The sequence below is a fragment of the Chloracidobacterium sp. D genome (assembly GCF_018304685.1).
In the GTDB taxonomy this organism is placed as follows: Bacteria; Acidobacteriota; Blastocatellia; order Chloracidobacteriales; family Chloracidobacteriaceae; genus Chloracidobacterium; species Chloracidobacterium thermophilum.
In genome coordinates this window covers 550,166-569,067 of sequence record NZ_CP072635.1, presented here as the reverse complement: position 1 = coordinate 569,067, position 18,902 = coordinate 550,166, and the positions used below count along the sequence as shown (strand labels likewise).

The 18,902-nt window shown below is 60.1% G+C and carries 17 protein-coding genes and 1 pseudogene; 10 read left to right on the top strand and 8 right to left on the bottom strand.

Translation table 11 applies throughout. The features are described 5' to 3' along the window. Window positions 1–25: 25 nt before the first annotated feature. Genes J8C01_RS13540 through phaR form a run of 3 tightly spaced genes read right to left on the bottom strand, consistent with a single transcriptional unit; the run spans window position 26 to window position 2,941 of the window. Entirely contained in the window at window positions 26–847 is an 822-nt protein-coding gene (locus tag J8C01_RS13540; RefSeq protein ID WP_211432774.1) for an alpha/beta fold hydrolase, read from the bottom strand. 25 nt (window positions 848–872) lie between these two features. Beyond that, window positions 873–2,417 (bottom strand): acyl-CoA synthetase, encoded by a 1,545-nt coding sequence (locus tag J8C01_RS13535; protein ID WP_211432773.1) that lies wholly within the window; start codon window positions 2,415–2,417, stop codon window positions 873–875. Further along, window positions 2,414–2,941, bottom strand: coding sequence for a polyhydroxyalkanoate synthesis repressor PhaR (phaR, locus tag J8C01_RS13530; RefSeq protein WP_014101005.1), 528 nt, complete (start codon window positions 2,939–2,941; stop codon window positions 2,414–2,416). Before phaR ends, J8C01_RS13535 begins: the two co-directional genes overlap by 4 nt. Window positions 2,942–3,035: 94 nt before the next feature. Between phaR and J8C01_RS13525 the strand changes: the two genes are divergently transcribed. The 10 genes and pseudogenes from J8C01_RS13525 to J8C01_RS13480 all read left to right on the top strand — a co-directional run bounded on the left by J8C01_RS13525 (window position 3,036) and on the right by J8C01_RS13480 (window position 14,781). After that, the gene (locus J8C01_RS13525) at window positions 3,036–3,308 is read left to right on the top strand and encodes a hypothetical protein (RefSeq protein WP_211432772.1); all 273 of its coding nucleotides are present in this window, start codon (window positions 3,036–3,038) and stop codon (window positions 3,306–3,308) included. 425 nt (window positions 3,309–3,733) lie between these two features. Then, the gene (locus J8C01_RS13520) at window positions 3,734–4,414 is read left to right on the top strand and encodes an NERD domain-containing protein (RefSeq protein ID WP_211432771.1); all 681 of its coding nucleotides are present in this window, start codon (window positions 3,734–3,736) and stop codon (window positions 4,412–4,414) included. 260 nt (window positions 4,415–4,674) lie between these two features. Further along, window positions 4,675–6,798, top strand: coding sequence for a BACON domain-containing carbohydrate-binding protein (locus J8C01_RS13515; RefSeq protein WP_211432770.1), 2,124 nt, complete (start codon window positions 4,675–4,677; stop codon window positions 6,796–6,798). Window positions 6,799–6,889: 91 nt separating this feature from the next. Beyond that, window positions 6,890–8,143 (top strand): hypothetical protein, encoded by a 1,254-nt coding sequence (locus J8C01_RS13510; protein WP_211432769.1) that lies wholly within the window; start codon window positions 6,890–6,892, stop codon window positions 8,141–8,143. Then, complete coding sequence (locus J8C01_RS13505) at window positions 8,140–10,011, top strand: hypothetical protein (protein ID WP_211432768.1); 1,872 nt, start codon at window positions 8,140–8,142, stop codon at window positions 10,009–10,011. Before J8C01_RS13510 ends, J8C01_RS13505 begins: the two co-directional genes overlap by 4 nt. Continuing rightward, window positions 9,989–11,128, top strand: a complete 1,140-nt coding sequence (locus J8C01_RS13500) for a radical SAM/SPASM domain-containing protein (RefSeq protein WP_211432767.1) — start codon at window positions 9,989–9,991, stop codon at window positions 11,126–11,128. The genes J8C01_RS13505 and J8C01_RS13500 overlap by 23 nt, the downstream gene beginning before the upstream one ends. A 40-nt stretch (window positions 11,129–11,168) precedes the next feature. Continuing rightward, window positions 11,169–12,056 carry a radical SAM protein gene (locus tag J8C01_RS13495; RefSeq protein ID WP_211427236.1) on the top strand — a complete coding sequence of 296 codons (888 nt, stop codon included), beginning with the start codon at window positions 11,169–11,171 and terminating at the stop codon, window positions 12,054–12,056. Next, entirely contained in the window at window positions 12,034–12,915 is an 882-nt protein-coding gene (locus J8C01_RS13490; protein WP_211432766.1) for a radical SAM protein, read from the top strand. Before J8C01_RS13495 ends, J8C01_RS13490 begins: the two co-directional genes overlap by 23 nt. A gap of 41 nt (window positions 12,916–12,956) precedes the next feature. Beyond that, window positions 12,957–13,412, top strand: coding sequence for a hypothetical protein (locus J8C01_RS13485; RefSeq protein ID WP_211432765.1), 456 nt, complete (start codon window positions 12,957–12,959; stop codon window positions 13,410–13,412). A gap of 109 nt (window positions 13,413–13,521) precedes the next feature. Further along, window positions 13,522–14,781: pseudogene (locus J8C01_RS13480) on the top strand (RNA-guided endonuclease InsQ/TnpB family protein). A 43-nt stretch (window positions 14,782–14,824) separates the two neighbouring features. On the opposite strand, the gene J8C01_RS13475 reads toward J8C01_RS13480, so the two are convergent. The 5 genes from J8C01_RS13475 to J8C01_RS13455 form a co-directional block, all read right to left on the bottom strand. Next, window positions 14,825–15,307, bottom strand: coding sequence for a DNA adenine methylase (locus J8C01_RS13475; RefSeq protein WP_249355494.1), 483 nt, complete (start codon window positions 15,305–15,307; stop codon window positions 14,825–14,827). Further along, window positions 15,300–16,589 (bottom strand): RNA-guided endonuclease InsQ/TnpB family protein, encoded by a 1,290-nt coding sequence (locus tag J8C01_RS13470; protein WP_211432763.1) that lies wholly within the window; start codon window positions 16,587–16,589, stop codon window positions 15,300–15,302. Before J8C01_RS13470 ends, J8C01_RS13475 begins: the two co-directional genes overlap by 8 nt. 66 nt (window positions 16,590–16,655) lie before the next feature. Next, a complete protein-coding gene (locus tag J8C01_RS15680; protein ID WP_211432762.1) occupies window positions 16,656–17,129 on the bottom strand; it encodes a DNA adenine methylase in 474 nt (157 codons plus the stop codon). Between the two features lie 33 nt (window positions 17,130–17,162). Next, a complete protein-coding gene (locus J8C01_RS13460; protein ID WP_211432761.1) occupies window positions 17,163–17,924 on the bottom strand; it encodes a DUF6683 family protein in 762 nt (253 codons plus the stop codon). A gap of 371 nt (window positions 17,925–18,295) precedes the next feature. Continuing rightward, a complete protein-coding gene (locus tag J8C01_RS13455) occupies window positions 18,296–18,823 on the bottom strand; it encodes a hypothetical protein (RefSeq protein WP_211432760.1) in 528 nt (175 codons plus the stop codon). Window positions 18,824–18,902: the final 79 nt, after the last annotated feature.

Below are 18,902 nucleotides of genomic sequence, written 5' to 3'. Positions count from 1 at the left end.
GGGCGCACTCCTTCTGTGGCTGCCGTCAGGCGGGCACGCCTTCCAGGGGGCGGGCAAAAAAACTGGCCAGCGCAGCAGCGGTTTCTTGGGGTTTCTCGATAGGGAACAGATGTCCGGCGTCGGGGATGATGGCGGTTTCCGCGTGGGGCAGTTTGGCCTTGAGAAGCTCGACATTGCCGGGCGGCACCACCTGGTCGAGTTCCCCGGCCAGCAACAGGGTCGGGCAGGTAATGGCGCTGATGCGTTCCGCTGCGTCATGCGTCGCGCCAGCCACAAGCTGGCTCTGGAAAGCTTCGGGCGGCACGGGCGTCGTCAGCCGGTAGGCAATCAGTGCTTCGAGCATTGGCGGTTTGGCGGCGAGAAAGGCGGGTGCCACAGCGGTTTCCAGCCCCCGGCGGATGAGTTCCATCGGGTCGAGGTTCCGGTCGAGCATGAGAACGGCCATAGCCGCCGGCGTCGGCGGGATGGACTGCGGGCCGCCAAAACTCGTGCCGGCCAGAACGAGCTTCTGCACCCGCTCCGGCGCGGCCAGCGTCAATTCCTGCGCAATGAAGCCCCCCAGGGAATGGCCGACGACGATGACGCGGTCGAGCGCCAGGGCATCCAGGACGCCCAGCATGTCGGCAGCCATCTGGGCGGTGGTGTAGGGCCCGGCCGGTTTGTCGCTGCGCCCGGCGCCCCGGTTGGCTGGCATGATGAGCCGGTAATGGTCACGCAGGTAGGGTGTCACCGACTGCGCCCAAAACCACTCGTCATAGCCCAGTCCGGCAATGCACAGGACAGGCGGATACGGGCCGCCGGTGTCTTCGACATAGAGGTTGATCCCGTTGGTGTCCAGGTGAGGCATTGGCTGGTTCCTTTCCTGTGGGGTGTCAATGTGGTGCGTCCGGTTGGGTGAGTTGTGCCCGCAGCGTCACTTTGTCCACTTTGTGAGCGCCGGTTTTCGGCAGGGCTGGCAGGCGGATGAAGCGTTTGGGGACTTTGTAACCGGCCAGCCGGGCGCGGCAGAAGGCGGTCAGTTCGGCATCGGAGCGTTCTTCGGTCAGAACGACAAAGGCCACGCCGACTTCACCCCAGGTCGGATCAGGGACGCCCAGCACAGCGGCCTCGGCGACGGCCGGACATTCGTGCAGCACGCTTTCGACCTCGGCCGGATAGACGTTTTCGCCGCCGGAAATGAACATTTCCTTGAGCCGGCCGACGATGCGGAAGCAGCCGTCGCCATCACAGGTTGCCAAATCGCCTGTATGGAGCCAGCCTTCGGCGTCCAGTGCGGCGGCTGTAGCCATGGGATTGTTCCAGTAGCCTGAAAAAAGGTGCGGCCCGCGCAGGCACAACTCCCCCACTTCGTCGGCGGTGCAGGGGGTGCCGTCCGACCGCACAATACAGGCTTCGACGGACCAGAGCGGATACCCGACGGCGCCGGGTTTGCGGTGGACTTCGGCATCCGGCAGCCAGAAGTTGTTGGGGCCGGCTTCGGTCAGGCCATAGCCGGTTCTGAAGGCGACGCCTTTGGCCCAGAACGCTTCAAACACGGGCATCGGGCAGGGGGCTCCGCCGCTGATGACAAAGCGGAGCCGGCTGAAGTCCGCCGTAGCCCAGCGGGGATGGCGCTGAAGCTCGATGAACATCGTGGGCACGCCAAAGAGGATCGTCACGCCGTGACGCTCGATGGCGTCAAAGGTTTGTTCCGGTGCAAACCCGCTGGCGACAATGCTCGTGCCGCCAATGGCGACGAGCGGTGCGGTGAGGACGTTCAGCCCGCCTGTGTGAAACAGCGGGGCGTCAAGCAGCGTCACGTCGTCGGGCCGTATGCCCCAGGACAGCACCGTATTGACGGCATTGGCAAAGATGGCGCGGTGGGAGAGGACGGCTCCTTTGGGTGTACCGGTGGAGCCACCGGTGTAGCAGACCACCCACGGGGCTTCGGGTGTGATGGGCGGCGGGGGCATTCGGGTCGTGGGACAGGCGGCACGTTCGCCAAAGGCAATGGACGTGGAATCGCGGTCATCGAGACTGACGCGCTGAAGCCGGTGCGCCTGGGCCAGTTCGGTGGCGGTTTCACCATGGGCGGCGTCGGCGAGGATGGCAACCGGGGCGGCGTCGGCCACAAGTGTGGCCAGTTCGCGCCGGCTCAGCCGCCAGTTGAGGTTTTGCAGGATGCCGCCGAGTTGTCCCAGGGCGAACCAGACATCGAGGTAGGCGATGCTGTTGCGCGCCAGGACGGCAACGCGGTCGCCGGGGCGGACGCCCAGCCGGTTGTGCAGAAAGTGTGCCGTTTGATTGACGCGCTCGAACCACTGGCGATACGTCACCGACGCATAGTCCTGCGCGGCATCCCGCAGCGCGATGCGGTCGGGGGAAAGCCGCGCGCGAATGGCCAGCCAGTCAAATGTCGGAGCCGGGAGAACAGTCATGACGGGGAACGACGGCTTTTGCGCTCCGTCTGGCGCCTGGGTTGGTCTTTGGATTGGTTTTTGGACTGGCGTTTGGCCGGACGTTTGGCAGACAGCCGGGCCGGCAGTGGCGCTGGAGCGGGACTGGCCGCGTCCGCGTCCGGGCTGCTGAGGCCGGACATGGCCGCGCCGAGGTTGAGCCATTCCCGGAACCGTCGGTCAAATTCCTGGCGCGTCTTGATATAGGCTTCGAGACTGGCCGTGAGGTAGTTCTGAAAGAAGTCCTGGAGCATTTCCCCCTGCAGGCGGATGAGTTGCAGCAGGAAGGACACCGGCAGCAGGTTTTGGCGCAGTTTTTCTTCTTCGAGGATGATGTTGACGAGCACCGGCTTGGTGACATCTTCGCCGGTGCGCGAGTCCACGACGCGAATATCGTACCCTTGGCGGATGATGTCCACCACGTCCTGGCTGGTCAGATACCCCCCGGAGGCCGTGTCATAGAGCCGACGGTTGCCGTAGCGTTTGATGATACGTGTGTCAGGCATAAGCATGGGCGCGTCATGGGCTGTTTTACGCAATTGCTTGATGCGCGTCAATACGTATCTTTGAAATTGCCGCAAAAAGACAGGTTGTTGTTTTGTGCTGATGCGAAAAACGGCCGTCTCCGGCAGTCTGCCAGCCATTGTCGCGGCAGAGGTTGGTGATGACCGTGGCAGTGTGTCGGTGGGTAAGCATGGGTTGGCCGGGGCTGGCAGGGCCATTCAGGCAGGGATAGCGAACTTGACCTGGCCGCAGGTGAACGGGGACAACGACCTCGCTCACCTCAAGTCCCGCAGTGACTCCTGGAAGGTGCGGCTTGGCAAGGAAGACTTTTTTCCCCTGATGTTCGGGGCGGAACCGGGAAGGCCATAGCAACGCAGCCGATGCTTTTGTCGCTTGTGTCATTGCATCGTGTGATTGCACATGATGCCATGATGCATTGAGACATGAAGCAGTCCGAAACACTGGTTGCGCCGGTAGCCAGGGACCAGGCGCAGCAGGATTTTGTAGCAGTGGGTGTGGTGGTGTAGCTTGGGGCTTACGATTTGGCTTTAGTTGCGGAACTCGAACACAGCCGGGTGGCCAGGGATGTGGGCGGACTGTGCTGCGCCGGGAGGTTTTCATTTGTGAAGAACCCCCCTAGAAACTGGAACTTACAAGATTGAGGAGATAATAAAAAGATGACATTTCGAGTATTGGGAACCCAAGATTCGGGCAGGATTGTAGAATAAAAAATACGGGTTAATTTACTAAAAGCAAATAACCCAGAATCTCGTCCTAAAAAGTGACCTATTTTTATGAAGATTAATATTTTCAAGATAAATCAATTTGTCTATTACAGAGCAGACTATACCAAGAAAGAGCTTGAGCATGTTTATTCAAGAGCTGAAGCACTCTGCAAGTCACTAAACCCAAAAGATACAAGTGGTAAAGTAAGAACACAGTCGGAGCAACTGGTAAAGAATTTCGGAGGACTAATTTCTGAAAAGCTTGTTTCTGATTTACTGGAAAAGGAAGCAGTAGAAAAAGGATTATCGTTCATCATAGACAACTCAGTATTATCGAAAAAAGATTCAGAGGACTATCAGATTGACCATATCGTCAGGTATAAGGACAAGGTGATCACCATAGAAACGAGGTCTTCCTTTGCGTACCGCACCAGTTCGCCTGACTCAGTCATTTCACGGGCGTTTTCAATTATTGGACCGTACACTACAAATCAAAAACACAGTGAGGATGTCAAGGATTTTTATGCATTTATTTTCTTCTTCTGTGAACCAGATACATTATTAGGCAGGTATAAAAATAATAGGGAAATCTCGGTTTACTTTGCCGGCGGGGCATCTCGTGAAATGATGTTCGATAGTCGCATTTCTTCTGTTACCAATCTTAATATGGGGGACGCATCTTATAGAGTCATAAAGCCAATTACCAGAGGTCTTGACGCCGAGAAATTTATGGAGAGTATTTTTTCCTGAGCCGTACATTTTCCTGGTCGCCTATGACTGAAAGTTTTTAAATCAAGCAGATGACTGAATCCCGAAATGATGAAGATCAATTTCTGTGTTTGACGCTCACTTTATGTCGTAAGGTTTTTTGTCCAAAGCTATCCTATACCTCTAGCAGGGCAAAGTACGTTTGCCGATAGTACGTCCAGGTTAGGTACAGCGAGATTTCAGATTTCTGGATAAATAGCAACCAGGTAGGGGTTACACGGGCAATGTGCAACAGGCAGTCGGTGGAAGCTTTTTCAGTATGGATTATTTTTCTTCTGGCAATGTCAGCCGGGCAGGTTTTTGGGCAGGCTGGGGCAGTGGATGGCACGTTCAATCCGGGAAGTGGTGTCAATGGCGCTGTCTATGCCGTGGCCGTGCAGGCTGATGGGAAGCTGGTCATTGGCGGGGAATTTACAGCCTTCAACGGCGTACCACGGAGCAACCTGGCGCGGCTCAATGCCGATGGTTCACTGGATACGACCTTCGCACCCGGTAGCATTACGGGAGAGGTGGAGGCGCTTGTTGTCCAGTCCGATGGCAAGGTGGTCATCGGGGGGGATTTTTCCAGTGTAGGTGGTGTGTCCCGCCGAAACCTGGCCCGGCTCAACCCGGATGGCTCTCTGGATACGGGGTTTGTGGCTGATGCCGATAACACTGTCTATGCCCTGGCACTTCGCAGCGATGGGAAGCTGCTCGTCGCCGGAGATTTTATTGCTTTGGCAGGCCAACGGCGGGAGCGGATCGCCCAGCTCGAACCCAACGGTACTCTGGATACCGGCTTCAACCCCAATGCGGCCGCTAACGGCACCATTTTTGCATTGGCTCTCCAGCCTAACGGGCGCATCTTAGTGGGTGGCGCCTTTACCCAGGTCAATGGAAGTCCCCGTAGCCGGTTGGCGCGCCTGACGCCAGATGGGGGGCTTGACATGACCTTTTCACAAAGCGGTCCGATGGATGGCACGGTGCTGGCGCTGGGGGTTCAGCCTGACGGGCGCATCGTTGTAGGTGGCGCCTTTCGTTTTGTCAGTGGCATCGAGCGCAACGGGATTGCCCGTCTGGAACCCGGTGGCGCACTGGACACATCTTTTGGCGCATTGGGCGGTGTGGGGGGACGGTTGCTGCCGACGGTTCATGCGGTGGGCCTTCAGCCGAACGGGCGCATTCTTGTCGGCGGCGACTTCACAACCATCAATGGAACGCCGCGCAACTCTGTCGCCCGGCTCAACGGGCTGGATGGTTCGCTGGACACCGGCTTTGACATTGGCAGCGGGGCCAGCAGCACCGTTCTGGCGTTGGCGTTGCAGGCCGATGGCCGGATCATCCTGGGCGGGACGTTTACGACCTTCAACGGCACGCCCCAGGCCGGTATTGTTCGTCTGCTTGGCGATGACCCCGGGTGCGCTTCATCGGTGTTGCCAGCGGTGACAAACGTTTCGGCACTGGGCGGGGAAGGGGTTGTGACAGTAACGGCTGCTGGAGGCTGTACCTGGCGTGCGGTCAGTGATGTGCCCTGGATCACGGTCCTGAGCGGGGCGACAGGCAGCGGGAACGGGACGGTGACGTACCGCGTGGCGGCCCACCGGGGACGTGCGCGGACGGGGACGCTGACCGTTGCGGGGCGGACTGTCACGGTCAATCAGGCCGTTTCAGCTTTCGAGACCGTGGGGCTGTTCCGCCGGTCGGATGGCTTTTTCTACCTGCGCAACAGCCTGACGAGCGGCTTCGCCGACGTGGCCTTTTTCTTTGGGCAGGGGAATGACATCCCGCTGTCCGGCGATTGGGACGGCGACGGCACCACGACGATTGGCGTGTTTCGGATCGTGAGCGGAACGGCAACGTTCTTTCTCAGAAACAGCAACAGCGCCGGCTTTGCCGATGTGTCGTTTTCGTTTGGCGCGCCGGGAGACATTCCGGTGGTCGGGGACTGGAATGGGGACGGCCGGGATACGGTGGGCGTCTTTCGCAATGGCGTGTTCCTGCTGCGCAATACCAACAGCGCCGGCATGGCGGACAGCATCGTCAACTTTGGCCTCGGCACGGATGTACCCGTGGTGGGTGACTGGGATGGCAACGGCACGACGACGGTCGGCTGTTACCGCCGTGCGAACGGCTTTTTCTACTACCGCAATGATTTGCTGTCGGGCGTGGCCGAAGGGGCGTTCTTTTACGGGCTGGCGGATGACCTGCCCTTTGCCGGCGACTGGGATGGTGATGGGCGGGATGGCATTGGCATTGTCCGTCTGACCGAAGGCAGTTGGCGGTTTTTCCTGAAAAACGAGCTGAGTCCCGGCTTTGCCGATGTGTCGTTCAACTATGGCAATGTGAATGACCTGCCGGTGGTCGGGAACTGGAACGGGCGGCCGTGAGCAACCGCCTGCGGGAGCTTGCCGGAAACCGGCTTTTGCCGTAGGGTTCAAATGTACCATTTCTCACTTTTCTTTCTGGGGCGGCCTTTCTGTGCACGTCAGCCAATTTCTCTCTCTGGCCCGGCAGCGCCGGACGGAACTGCAACAGGCGCTGGCGGCGCTGCCCACGGAACTCATGGGGCGGCACGGGGCACGGGGGAAAGCTCTGGAGCAGCTCCGGGAACAGACACTCGATGCGTTGGCCGAGGTCAACCTGCCGACTCTTGACCAGGCAACGCTCGACGCTGTGGAGCGGTTTACCGGTTACGGGCGGTTTCGCGGACTGAACCTGGCGGCCCATCTGGCGGCCGAGCAGGAGCGGCTGACACAGCGCATTGCGGCCATCACGGCGGATGAGCGGTTTATCCGGCGCGAGGAATTGCTCGATCCGACGGCCGGTGTGTTGACCCTGCGCGCCAAACAGGCGCGGGATGAACTGACGCTCATCGAAAGCGGCCTCCAACGCTACGAGCGGGAGCCGGGTTTTCTGGATTTGTACCGGCGCGGCTACCGGACGCCGAGCTACCGGCAGAGCGCTCTGACGTTGCAGTACTACAAGGACTGGAAGCGGGGCGACGAGATCACGGAAAAGTTCGGCTGCAAGGCGTTTTCCGAAGTGCGCGCGGCCTATGAGAACCTGCTGCGGGGGAAAGCCGTCTGTCAGCAGACACTGAACAGCATTGAAAAGAACATCCGGCAGGTGCGCGAGCTGATTACCGAACTCAACACAGCGCAGCAGCGGTTGAGCCATTTGCCACAGGCCGTTCTGGGGGACTTCCGCCGGATGCTGCGGGAGCATCTGGCGCTGGCCGACCGGAAGCAACTGTTTCAGTGGGCCGGCGGGGATCGCGTCCGCGAGTCGCTGATCAAACGGCTCGATGGGGTCGAGAAGCAGATGACTTATACCAAATCCATGGCGGAGCGCCGTTTCGAGGAGGAGCGGCGTTACCTGTCCGAGCAGTTGACCAGGCTGGACCGGAAAATCACCAAGTATTCCCGTCCGAAGTATGCGAACGCCTGGATTCCTCCCAATGAGGCACAGGTTTGGTTGCGCGATCCACGGGAGCGCCTGGCCGCGCAACGGGCGCGCTTCTGGCGCCAGTATGACCGCGTGGCGACCTATGATCGCTACGACCGGTATGATTTCGCGGTGGACATGCTGTGGTGGGACGTGATGACAGACGGGCGGCTGGATGGAAACTTCATCCCGGAAGTCTATGAGTACCGGCAGGCGCATCCGGGCTATACGTATGTGCGTCCGCCGGAGCCACAATACAGCTACTACCAGGGAATGGATGTGTCATGACGCGGCCGCTTAAAGTCGTGGCCTATGCGGTCAACGGGGCCGGTGTGGGGCACCTGACGCGCGTGCTGGCGATATTGCGCTGGATGCGCCGGCTGGCGCTGTGCGCCGGGCGGCGGCTCGACGTATATGTGCTGACCACATCCGAGGCCGGGGCGTTGGCGTTGCGCGAAGGGGTGGCCGTTTTCAAGCTGCCAAGCAAGACGGCGGTGCGGGCGGCCGGGTTGCCGAAGGAGGATTATCTGCGGCTGGCGCGGCAGTGGGTGTGGCACAGTCTGGGGCTGCTCCAGCCGGACCTGCTGGTGGTGGATACGTTTCCCGGTGGGACGTTTGGCGAACTGGGTCCGGTACTGGATGTGCCAGCGCGGAAGCTGTTTGTGTGCCGGGAAGTGAAGGCGGGCTTTGATGCGGCGGGTTTTGCGGCGTGGCTGCCGTTCTATGACCGGATTGTGGTGGTTGGGGAGGGCGGGGCGGTGCGACATTCGTCTGATAACGATTTTGATTTCTCTGCACCGGCCGACTCGTTTGCCGACTCGTTTCTGGAAGAACCACTGGAAGACCCGTTTCCGGGTGTGACGGTGGATGGAACCGCGGACCGGAACCTGCCGGTCAAAGGCCGGGGAGCGCCGGCTGCGGGCGAAAGCGTGGCTGACGCCGGACAGGGCGGATGGCTTCCGTCCGGGCCAGTGGTGTCCAACGGGGTTGTCTTTCCGGCAGCCGTCCGGTCGCGGGTGCGGCGTGTTCCGCCCATCCTGCTACGCGAACCGGAAGAACTGCACGATCGCACAACCGCGCGCCGGCGGCTGGGGATTCCCGACGGGGCGCTGGCGCTGTGGCTGAGCGCTGGCGGTGGCGGGGATGCGCTGGCCGAGCGAACGCTGACGGCGCTGATTACGGCCCTGGAACCACTGGATGACCTTCACCTTGTCGTAGGGGCAGGGCCGCTGTTTACCGGTGCGCCCCGGCGGGGAAGGGGTATCACCTGGCTGACGGAGCCGCTGGCGGTGGAGGATTTTGCCGGGCTGGATGCCGCCATTTCGGCCGCCGGTTTCAACGCCACACACGAACTGCTGGCCGCCGGGGTGCCTACGGCGCTGTTTGCCCAGGAAAAGATTGCCGATGACCAGCCCGCGCGGGTGGCGCGGCTGGCTGCCGCCGGCGCCGTGCTGCCGCTGCTGCTCAATGCGGATGGAACGCCGGACGCCGCCGGGTTGGCCGCCATAATAGCCGATTTGCGACAGCCGGAAGTCCGGGCGCGGTTGCGGGCGCAGTCCCAGTCCGTCGTGGCGTTGGGGGGCGCGCGCCAGGCTGCCTGGTATGGGTTACAACTCGTTCTCGACACCGGCGAACTCCAGGCCGCAACGGCACGGGCAACTCCGCGTCTCTGCCGCTGGCTGGAGCAGCGGCGACCCGGTGCGGAATCCTGTGCGCAACTCTGGACATTGACGGCGGCCATCACGGATGGGGATGAGCTGGCCGAGTGGCTGGAAGCCATCCCGGAGGGGATGACATTGGATGATCTGCTCACCTTTCTGCGACGTTTACCGCGCCTGGGGGATGTGGCCGATTTCGACCGGGCCTTCGGGTTGTGGCGGCGTCTGGCGGGGGCGCTGGCGTCGGTGGGGGATGAGCGTGCCCGGACGGTGTTTCTGCGGCAGATGCCATGGTCGCGCCGGGCCACGGCCGAAGATCAGGTGCGGGTTCTGACGACGTTTCTGACAGCAGTTGATACGGCTGGGGAAAGTCTGTACCGGGGGTTGGCCGTGCTGGAGCGCCATACGGCCGGAGCCGAATCTGACCCATGGCAGTGGCTGTCGGCGGTTTTGAAGGCGGCCGAGGAGGTGCGTCATGGACATAGCGCAGGCGCGTAAGCGGCGGTGGGCAGGTCTGGCAGTGGGGAAGACCGTGGTTGGGCCGCAGACCGTGCATGTGGACCTCGCCAACGGCTGCAACACAAACTGCACAACCTGCTGGGACCATTCGCCGCTGCTGACCACACCGCGCCCGACGGCCTGGAAGCGGAAGCTGTTTGACCTGGAGCGATTTCGGGCCCTGGCGGCCGATCTGGCCGGGATGCAGTCCGTCGAGTCGGTCATTTTGTCAGGAATGGGCGATCCGTTTGTCCATCCGGGGATATACGACATCATTGCCGAGTGCAAACGCTACGCGTGGCACGTGACCATCCTGACCAATGCGCTGCTGGCCGATCCCGACCGGGTGGCGGCGCTGGGTGTGGATGCCATGCTGGTGTCGGTCAATGGCGTGAGTCCGGCATCCTATACCGCGTTTCATCCCAACCTGCGGGCGAGCGATTTCGCGCGTCTGGAATGGCTGCTGACCCGGTGGCGGCAGTTGGGGGTGGCGGTCAAGCACGTTCAGGTCATCAACCGGGATACGGCTGCGGAGCTGGTGGACATGGTGCATTTCGCGGCGCGGCATGGGGCGCGGCAGGTGACGTTCAAGCTGGCCAGCCTGGGGAATGGCACGGAAGCCTGTGCCATTACGGAAGCGCAGCGGGTGGAACTGCGGGAGCAACTCGTTCCGGCGGCGCGGGCGGCGGCAGCGGAATTGGGTGTAGTGACGAACCTGGAGGTTTTCGCCCAACAGCTTACGGCCGGAGGACTGGCGACGACGCCCATCGAGGAAGTGGGGTGTTTTATGGGCTGGCACTACGCGCGGATTACGGTTGAAGGGGCGCTGCTGTACTGCTGTGCGGCGACGTTGCAGGTCGGGCACCTGGACTGGGGGCCGTTTTCGGAGCAGTGGTTTGGGGCGGCGTGGGAGGCACTGCGGGCATCGCTGCGGGCCGGGCAGTATGCGCCGTCGTGTCGGCAGTGTGGGAAGTTCAACCAGAACGTCAAGCTGGCGGCGAAGGTTCGGGAGCGGTTTGGGGCGGTGGTGTATGCGTCCCTGACCGGTCGTTCTGCAGGACAAGCGTCTGATAACGTTGAGAGAAGGAACGGCACGGCCGGTCATAGGTTAGGTTAGGTAACGCTACTTAGGCGACACCATGGCTAAGGTGAACATCATGCCGCCGCGTCCAACCATCGAATGGCAGACCAACGGCGTGTGCAACTACGACTGTTCGTACTGCATACAGTCACGCCGCTATCGTCAGGGGCACCCGTCCGACGCCGACATCGAACGCTTCCTGGCGTTTTTTGCGACGCTGCCGGGCGTGTGGGAAATCAAGATGTCTGGCGGCGAGCCGTTTGCCTTCCGGGGTTTTATGCAGCATATCGTTCCCGGTCTGGCGGCGTTGCCGCACCGGGTTTCCGTGCTGACCAATTTTTCAGCGCCGCTGACCGTGCTGCGGCGGTTTGTGGACCTGGTGGGCAACAAGCTGGAAGTTTTCTCGGCGAGTCTGCACCGGGAATATGTGGATGTCGCTGACTTCATTGCGAAAGCTGTCACGTTTCGGGGATGGCTGCGCCCGGAAACGGCATTTGTCGTCAACAACGTGCTCGTGCCGGGAACCGTCAGCGAACTGGCCGCAGTCAGGGCCGCCGTGGAAGCTGCGGGGCTTAGGTACTTTCCCCAGGTGATGAAAACCAAGCACGGCGTTTACGAGTATGACGCGGTGGAAGCCGCCCTGGTGCGTGCGCTGACCGGAGCACACCCGACGGCGCGGGAAGCCAACATCGCGCCTTCCTACCGTGGACGGCGCTGCTGGGCGGGGGCGGCCTACTTCGTCATTGACCAGTTTGGCTATGCCTTTTCCTGCCGCACGGCAAAGCGTTTCGGGGAGGGCTACCTGGGCAACGTGCTTGACGGCAGCTTTCGCCTAAAAGCCGGCCCGGAAGTGTGTCCGTACGATATTTGCCCCTGTACAGTCCCGGCCAACCGGGGCATGATTGAAGGGCTTGCAACGCCCGAAAGCGGAGGTGACGTGCATGGCGACCGACACACGGGATGATGCCGGATGGCCGGTACCGCCGCGTCCGCCGGAAGGCGTCGTGATGTGGAACATCAACACGACGTGCAACTACCGCTGCTCATACTGTACGCAGCGTTTTCTGGATGACCGGACCCGCTGGGCGCGCGATACGCCACGCTTTCTGGAGGGCTTCCGGCGGTTGCCGGGACGCTGGGAAGTCAAGCTTTCGGGCGGCGAGCCATTTCTGCACCCAACCCTGATGGACATCGTTGCCGGCCTGGCCGAAATGGGACATCACGTGAGCGTTGTGACGAACTTCTCGGCCGGCACTGAGAAGCTCGACCGATTCTTGGAGGCGGCAGGAGCGGCGCTGCGGGTCTTCTCGGCCAGCCTGCACCGGGAGTACGTGGCGACGGAGCAGGAAGAAACAGCCTTCATTGAGAAGGCGCGTCATGTGATGACGCGGCTGCCGCCGGGGGCGAGCTTTCACGTCACCTGTGTGGCCACACGCGCCAACCTGCCCGTTCTGCCGGAACTGGTACAGCGTTTTGCCGCCGCCGGGATTCGCCTCAAGGTGCAGCCTGAAAAGCAGCAGCGGGATGTCATTGCCTATACAGCCGGGGAGCAGGCGCAGATTCTGGCGCTGGGCGGACACAACGGTCTGGGGATGCTTGCGCCTTCGTTTCAGGGGCGGCCCTGCTGGGCAGGGGCCTATGCCTTCACGCTTGATGACCGGGGTGCGGCCTGGCGGTGCTATCCGGCGCGGCGGTACCGGCAGGAGTATCTGGGGAACTTTCTGGATGGCACGTTTGCGCTCCGTGAGACAGCCCAGCCGTGCCAGTATGCCTATTGCAACTGTACCGTCCCCATTGAGCGGGGGATGATGGCGCGTTCGTGAACCGGTAACGTCCGCTTGGACAGAAAGGGCAGGGTGAGGGCATGAAGTTCAAAACGTTTCTGGCGCTGGTCATCACGGGCGGGCTGGTGTTGTCAGCCGTTATTATCGGGTCCTGCGTATGGCTTCTCCGCCAACCGGCAAGACAGGAGGTTGTGTCGCGGCCGGTTGTATCTCAACCACCGGCGCTGCCCGCACCGACCACCACAGGCAGTTTACGCCCGGTGGATCGCGACCTGCTGGAGGCACTGCGCCGGCCGGTGACAAGTGACCGCATCAAAGATGCTTTTCCGGGTCGGCCGTATAAAATCACCCTTTACTGCGACAATCCGGGAGCGGGCTGGAATCGCGCCAAGATTGATCTCAACCGCAACAACCGGTGGGATGAAAAGATCACCATCGTCAACGGCGAGCCGACAAAGCGCCAGGTGGCATCACGGGATGATGAAAACTACGACTTGGAGTACCGCTGGCGCGGCGGCCAGTGGGTGGCCAAATAGGGATGGCAACCGGCATTTACCGAAAAAGCGCCGTAAAGCCCTGCACTTTAGGGCAGGGATATAAGGCGCACGCTGTTTTATCAAGCCAAACCTGTGATAAAACAGCAGTATGAGAGTAATGGAAGCCAAGCTACTCAACGGGACAGCAGAGCAGTATCAGGCTCTGGATGAAGCCGTCCGTACCGCACAGTTTGTCAGAAACATACGTGTGCGGTACTGGATGGACAACAAGAGCGTAAACAAAGCTGTTCTCTATGCCTACTGCCAAGACCTGGCCAAAGAGTTTGACTTTGCCAAGAAGTTAAACTCAGCGGCAAGGCAGGCAAGTGCAGAGCGAGCTTGGGCTTCCATTTCTCGGTTCTATACCAACTGCAAAAACAAGGAGGCAAAGAAGGGATACCCCAAATTCAAGAAAAACTGTCGTTCAGTGGAATACAAGGTATCGGGCTGGAAGCTGTCAGAAGATGGGATGACTATCTCGTTCACCGATGGCTTCAATGCTGGTGCTTTTGCTCTGTACTGCAATGGTGAGGCAAGACACCATATCCTAAACTCCAAAATCAATCGGGTGCGGGTGATACGCAGGGCAGATGGGTACTATGCTCAGTTCTGCTTGGATGTGGAGCGCAAAGAGCAGGGAGCATACACAGGCAATGTTATTGGCATTGACTTGGGCGTAAAGGCTTTCTACACCGACCAGAACGGCAACCCTGTACAGTGTCCTAAGTTTTTGAGGCGTAGCGAAAGGAGGTTAAAGCAACACCAGCGCAGATTAAGTCGGAAGTTCAAGAAGAGGGCAAAATCCCAATCTAAGAACTACCACAAGCAAAGAAAACGACTAGGTAAAGTTCATCTGAAAGTGCAACGCCAGCGTAAAGACTGGGCAGTCAGGCACGGTGCGTGGTGGCATCTCACGATGTCGTGGCGTATGAAGACTTGCAGGTGAAGAACCTGGTCAAAAATCATCATCTTGCCAAATCCATTCATGATGCTGGCTGGTCTCAATTCACTGCGTGGCTGGACTACTACGGCAAGGTGTGGGACAAGGCAGTCGTCAGCGTACCGCCGCAGTACACCACACAGGACTGTAGTAACTGTGGGCATTATGGTAGTAAAAACCCTATCCACTAGAACCCATAGTTGTCCTAAATGTGGATTTAAATTAGACAGAGACCAGAATGCGGCTTTGAACATCCTCAAGAAGGGACTAAGCATCTTGGGAATGGAGTGGCAAAACAGTACCTTTGGGCAAAAGGGAACTGGGGAGAAATCCCGAACGACTGGGGAGATAAGCACCGCTGTCGCAGTAGGGCAACCTTCTGCGATAAGTGCTGTCGCTGAACCAGTAATCAGAATCCCCTGCCTTTAGGCAGGGGAGTATGTCAATGTAGGGGCAACTTCCGGAGTTGCCCCTACCATATTTCTGCATTTTGTGGGCAGCACGGATAGTTGGTAATCAGAAGCTCACTGATTTTCCCACGTTTTTCGCCATTGGAGTTGATGGCGCGGCCGGCCGAAACCCTGAAGACGTTATATCCCGGATAGATACGCTCAAAGAAGCTGTCGTCCGGGTTTTCATTCGTCGGGTCGGAATTGGAAAGCATCAGGCGGGCGTTTTTTTCCCGGTCCAGCCGGCGGAAAAATTGGGCCAGGCGGATTTGCTCAGCATCAGAAAAACCGCCGCCGGTGTAGGTGGTGAAACTGGCCGTCCGGCTGAGTGGACGATAGGGCGGATCAAAATAGACAAACGTGCTTTCGTTGACCCTGGGCCAGCATTCCGTGTAGTCGGCCTGCCGTATTTCCGCCTTCTGCAGAACGCGGGAAGCGGCCAGCAGGTTTGATTCTTGACGTCCTCCCCGCCCTAAAGGGCGGAGATTCCTACCACAACTACGCACAGATCGCTCCACGCGCCGTCGTCTCGGCGGGTTCCTGCTTCCGACTGCCTATGCAGTTCGATCCACAGGCCATCCGGGCTGACACAGGCAGCCAGTCCACCTGCATCCCGACCAAAGCGTTGGCCGTGTCCTGCCCTTCGTCCCGCAATCGTTGTATCCCGCGAGAAAGGATGTTGATCGCGCCAACAACGTCGGCGTTATTCTCATAGCCGCACGCCACGCATACGAACCGGGCTTGGGTCTGGCGGTTGTCCGCCGACACGTGGCCGCAGCCTGGGCAAGTGCGACTGGTGTTCTGCGGCGGCACGGCAATGAGATGGCCGCCTTTCCACGCCAGCTTGTAGTCCAGTTGGCGGCGGAACTCGAACCAGCCCTGGTCGAGAATGGATTTGTTCAGGCCGGACTTGGCCCGAACGTTTCTTCCCGGCGCATCTGCCGTGCCTGCCGCCGACTTGGACATATTACGCACCTGCAAGTCCTCGATACACACCATCGCGTGGTTTTTGCTGATCGCGGTCGAGGCCTTGTGCAGGAAATCGCGGCGGGCGTTGCCGATGCGGGAATGGATGCGCTGGACGCGGGCTTTCGCCTTCTTCCAGTTGTTGCTGAACTTGACCTTGCGGCTCATGGCTTGCTGCGCTTTGCGCAGGGCAACCTCATGCCGCTTGAAGCTGTTGAGGGGTGCGTAGAACGTGCCGTCCGAGAGCGTAGCGAACCGGGCAATACCCATGTCGATGCCGACCGCGCCACCCTGCGGGATGGCCTGCTCGACCTCTCGCTCGGTCTGAATGGAAACGAACCACTTGCCGCCGCTCAGGCTGACGGTGACGTTGCGCAGATCGCCCAGCACTTTCCGGCTGTTGCGATAGCGCAGCCAACCGAGCTTGGGCAAAAAGATACGGCTATTGCCCTGATCGAGTTTGATTTGCTTGGGGTCGGGATAGCGGAAGCTGTCCGACCGCCCCTTCTTCTTGAAGCGCGGAAAGTCGGCGCGTTTGGCGAAGAAGTTGCTGTAGGCGCGCTCCAAGTCCTTGAGTTTTTGTTGCAGCGGGTGAATCGGTGCATCGGCCAGCCAAGCCGTCTCTGCGCTGTTGCGCCACTCAGTGAGCAGCTTGCACAGCCCGGCATAGCCGAGCTTCTTCTCGCCACGCTCGTAGCGCTCCTTCTGCAAGGCCAATGCCTTGTTGTAGATGAACCGGCAAGCGCCAGCGAAGCGGCGCATCTGCCGCTCCTGCTGGCCGTTTGGCATGAGTTCGAATCTGAAGGCCTGGAGGCGTTGCATAACCGCAATTATACTCTTGGTCTATGGGTGATGACAACGATATTCGACATGGGCGGCACTGTGTTTTCAAGGTGCACGTTCACGTGGTCTTTTTGGTGAAATACCATCGTGCGCCAGTACATCGAGCAGCAACAGACACCGCACTGAGATAAACCCAAAGGACGGCTCCGCCGTCTGCGCTATCCTTCCCCGCCCTGAACGGCGGGGCTTGCCGCGCATCCCGGTCAGAAACAGATGGCCGCACTGTTCTTCCGGGGTCCGGTCATAAGCTCTCTGGTAGCTTTCCAGAGTGTCCAGCAGGTCAGCCGGCCGCTGCTGTACAACCTGCCAGGTCAGAACCAAATCCGGGTTGATGTCCGAAAGCCAGGCGCTTTCGATGGGGTAACGCCGGGCGATGGCAAAGAACACCGCCCCGCCGCCCAGGAAAGGCTCGACATCATGCCTGATGCGACCGGCTCGCAGGTCACTTGGGTAGTAGTTTTGATCCAAGAGTTGGCTTTTTCCGCCTGCCCATTTCAGAAAGGGCCGCGCTTTCAGCATGGCTTCGGTTACAAACGACGGGAAACGACCAATCTATAACTGGTCACGGATGGCCAGCACCAAGTCACGGAATTCCTCGGCTGACTGCCCGGTGAAGGATTCCAGATTGGCGCGGGCCTGCTGCCGGAGACGTTCACGCTCGCGTCCGGCCGCCGACGTATATTGCGAGTACATCGCTGTTGCCAGAATGGCCAAGGATTCAGCCAGCAGTTGCCGCTCGCGGTCGCTCGAAGCCACAAAATCCTGATCTTCTGTCAGGATGCCTTGGAAAAGCTCATACAGCGCATAAGGTACGCCGGGCGGCATCGGCTGGCCGAAAACGACGGTGTAGTGGTTGTTGAGGTACACCGCAATCGCCGAGCCGACATCTTCAACGGGCCAGCCCTGCTCGACCAGACCACGGCGGTACTCCCGCAAGGCTTCCTCATAAAAGCGGCGTACCTGAAGCGGATCGCCATCGGCTTCCTGGGCCAGAATCTCCGGGGCAAGCATATCCGCCACGGGACGGTAACTCGTGACACTGCGGCGCGGGCCGCGCTGTGGGGCATTGGGGAGCGTCGTCCCGCGGCGTGTCACCGGGCGGTCGGAAAAAATTGCCCCGGCCCGCTCCTCGTAGGTGTGCATCTTCTCCCGGGCCGGGCGTCCGTTGATGGTCGGCCGGCGGCCGACCCGCTCGTAGTCATACCAGTCAGGGTTGGCCGGAGGGCGGGAAGCCGGCCGGCTCTGCCCCGGCACCCAGATAACGCCACCCAAAACCATCCACAACCCAAGAACAACACGGCATACATTCAGCATAGGCACCTCACCACAGGAAAAGCACGATTCCGGGCACAGCCAAATGCCACATGGCTTTGGCATCCCGGACACCCACCGGCGGCGGCACACCGTTGTCGCCGCCAGGCAGAGTGACAACCGCCGAATACGACTTACTGATAACGTTTATCTACAGTGTCTTGCGAAATGCCGATAACATGCTTTTTTTCTGCGCTTTTTTCACGCTGAATCTTGTACTCAATGCTGAGAACATACTTCAACTATTTTGATGGGCAATCCGATAACGTGCATGGAGAGGGAGAGTGGGGCTACCAAGGCCAGCCTACTGGAAGTGGGAGAGGAGTCCAACTCAGCCGGGAAATACCGGAAAGGCGACTCAGGTCTGCAATTGTTCACTGAACAATTGGCATCATCGAATTGCGCGGGAAACCCCGGCGTTGAGGCCGGGGAGGGATGGCGCGGAGGCGCTGCCAGACGTCCTGGTCGAGTTCGGCGGTGGCGGTATCGGTCCAGTAGTCTCCGTGGCGGACGAGAGCGGGGGTGGCGGCGAGCTGGGCGGCAATGGTTTCCGCCGGTGGGGTGTGCCCGGCGCGGGTGCGCATCATCTGTCCGAGAGTGATCAGTTCGAGGTGGGGGGCTCCGGGGGTACCGCGCCACATGGTGAGCGTCTGGAGCCATTGTACTGGATCATCTTCCCGGAGGGCTTCCCGGGAGTGGTTTTCTTCCTGCTGGAAGGCGCCGCCATGTCCATGTACAGCCCGCCACCTCACCTGCCAGCCCCTTCCCTCGACCAAGCTGAAATCCACCCGGTTGTCTTCGAGCGGTTCAAAATCCAGAACGCCATCGCCTTCCGCCCCGACGCCATCCTCCTCACAGGGGTGGTGACCGTTGACGATGGGCATTCTTACGGGGAAGCACATGACCAAGGACGATTCCTGCCATTGCACCCCGAACAGGGTAACGTCCTGAAAAAGCTGGACCGCCCGGATTTCTACCAGG

Coding starts and splice junctions, on each gene's coding strand:
- J8C01_RS13540 (WP_211432774.1), bottom strand. CDS start 847: ATGCCTCACCTGGACACCAACGGGATCAACCTCTATGTCGAAGACACC.
- J8C01_RS13535 (WP_211432773.1), bottom strand. CDS start 2,417: ATGACTGTTCTCCCGGCTCCGACATTTGACTGGCTGGCCATTCGCGCG.
- phaR (WP_014101005.1), bottom strand. CDS start 2,941: ATGCCTGACACACGTATCATCAAACGCTACGGCAACCGTCGGCTCTAT.
- J8C01_RS13520 (WP_211432771.1), top strand. CDS start 3,734: ATGAAGATTAATATTTTCAAGATAAATCAATTTGTCTATTACAGAGCA.
- J8C01_RS13505 (WP_211432768.1), top strand. CDS start 8,140: ATGACGCGGCCGCTTAAAGTCGTGGCCTATGCGGTCAACGGGGCCGGT.
- J8C01_RS13500 (WP_211432767.1), top strand. CDS start 9,989: ATGGACATAGCGCAGGCGCGTAAGCGGCGGTGGGCAGGTCTGGCAGTG.
- J8C01_RS13495 (WP_211427236.1), top strand. CDS start 11,169: ATGCCGCCGCGTCCAACCATCGAATGGCAGACCAACGGCGTGTGCAAC.
- J8C01_RS13490 (WP_211432766.1), top strand. CDS start 12,034: ATGGCGACCGACACACGGGATGATGCCGGATGGCCGGTACCGCCGCGT.
- J8C01_RS13485 (WP_211432765.1), top strand. CDS start 12,957: ATGAAGTTCAAAACGTTTCTGGCGCTGGTCATCACGGGCGGGCTGGTG.
- J8C01_RS13470 (WP_211432763.1), bottom strand. CDS start 16,589: ATGCAACGCCTCCAGGCCTTCAGATTCGAACTCATGCCAAACGGCCAG.
- J8C01_RS15680 (WP_211432762.1), bottom strand. CDS start 17,129: ATGCTGAAAGCGCGGCCCTTTCTGAAATGGGCAGGCGGAAAAAGCCAA.
- J8C01_RS13460 (WP_211432761.1), bottom strand. CDS start 17,924: ATGCTGAATGTATGCCGTGTTGTTCTTGGGTTGTGGATGGTTTTGGGT.
- J8C01_RS13455 (WP_211432760.1), bottom strand. CDS start 18,823: ATGTGCTTCCCCGTAAGAATGCCCATCGTCAACGGTCACCACCCCTGT.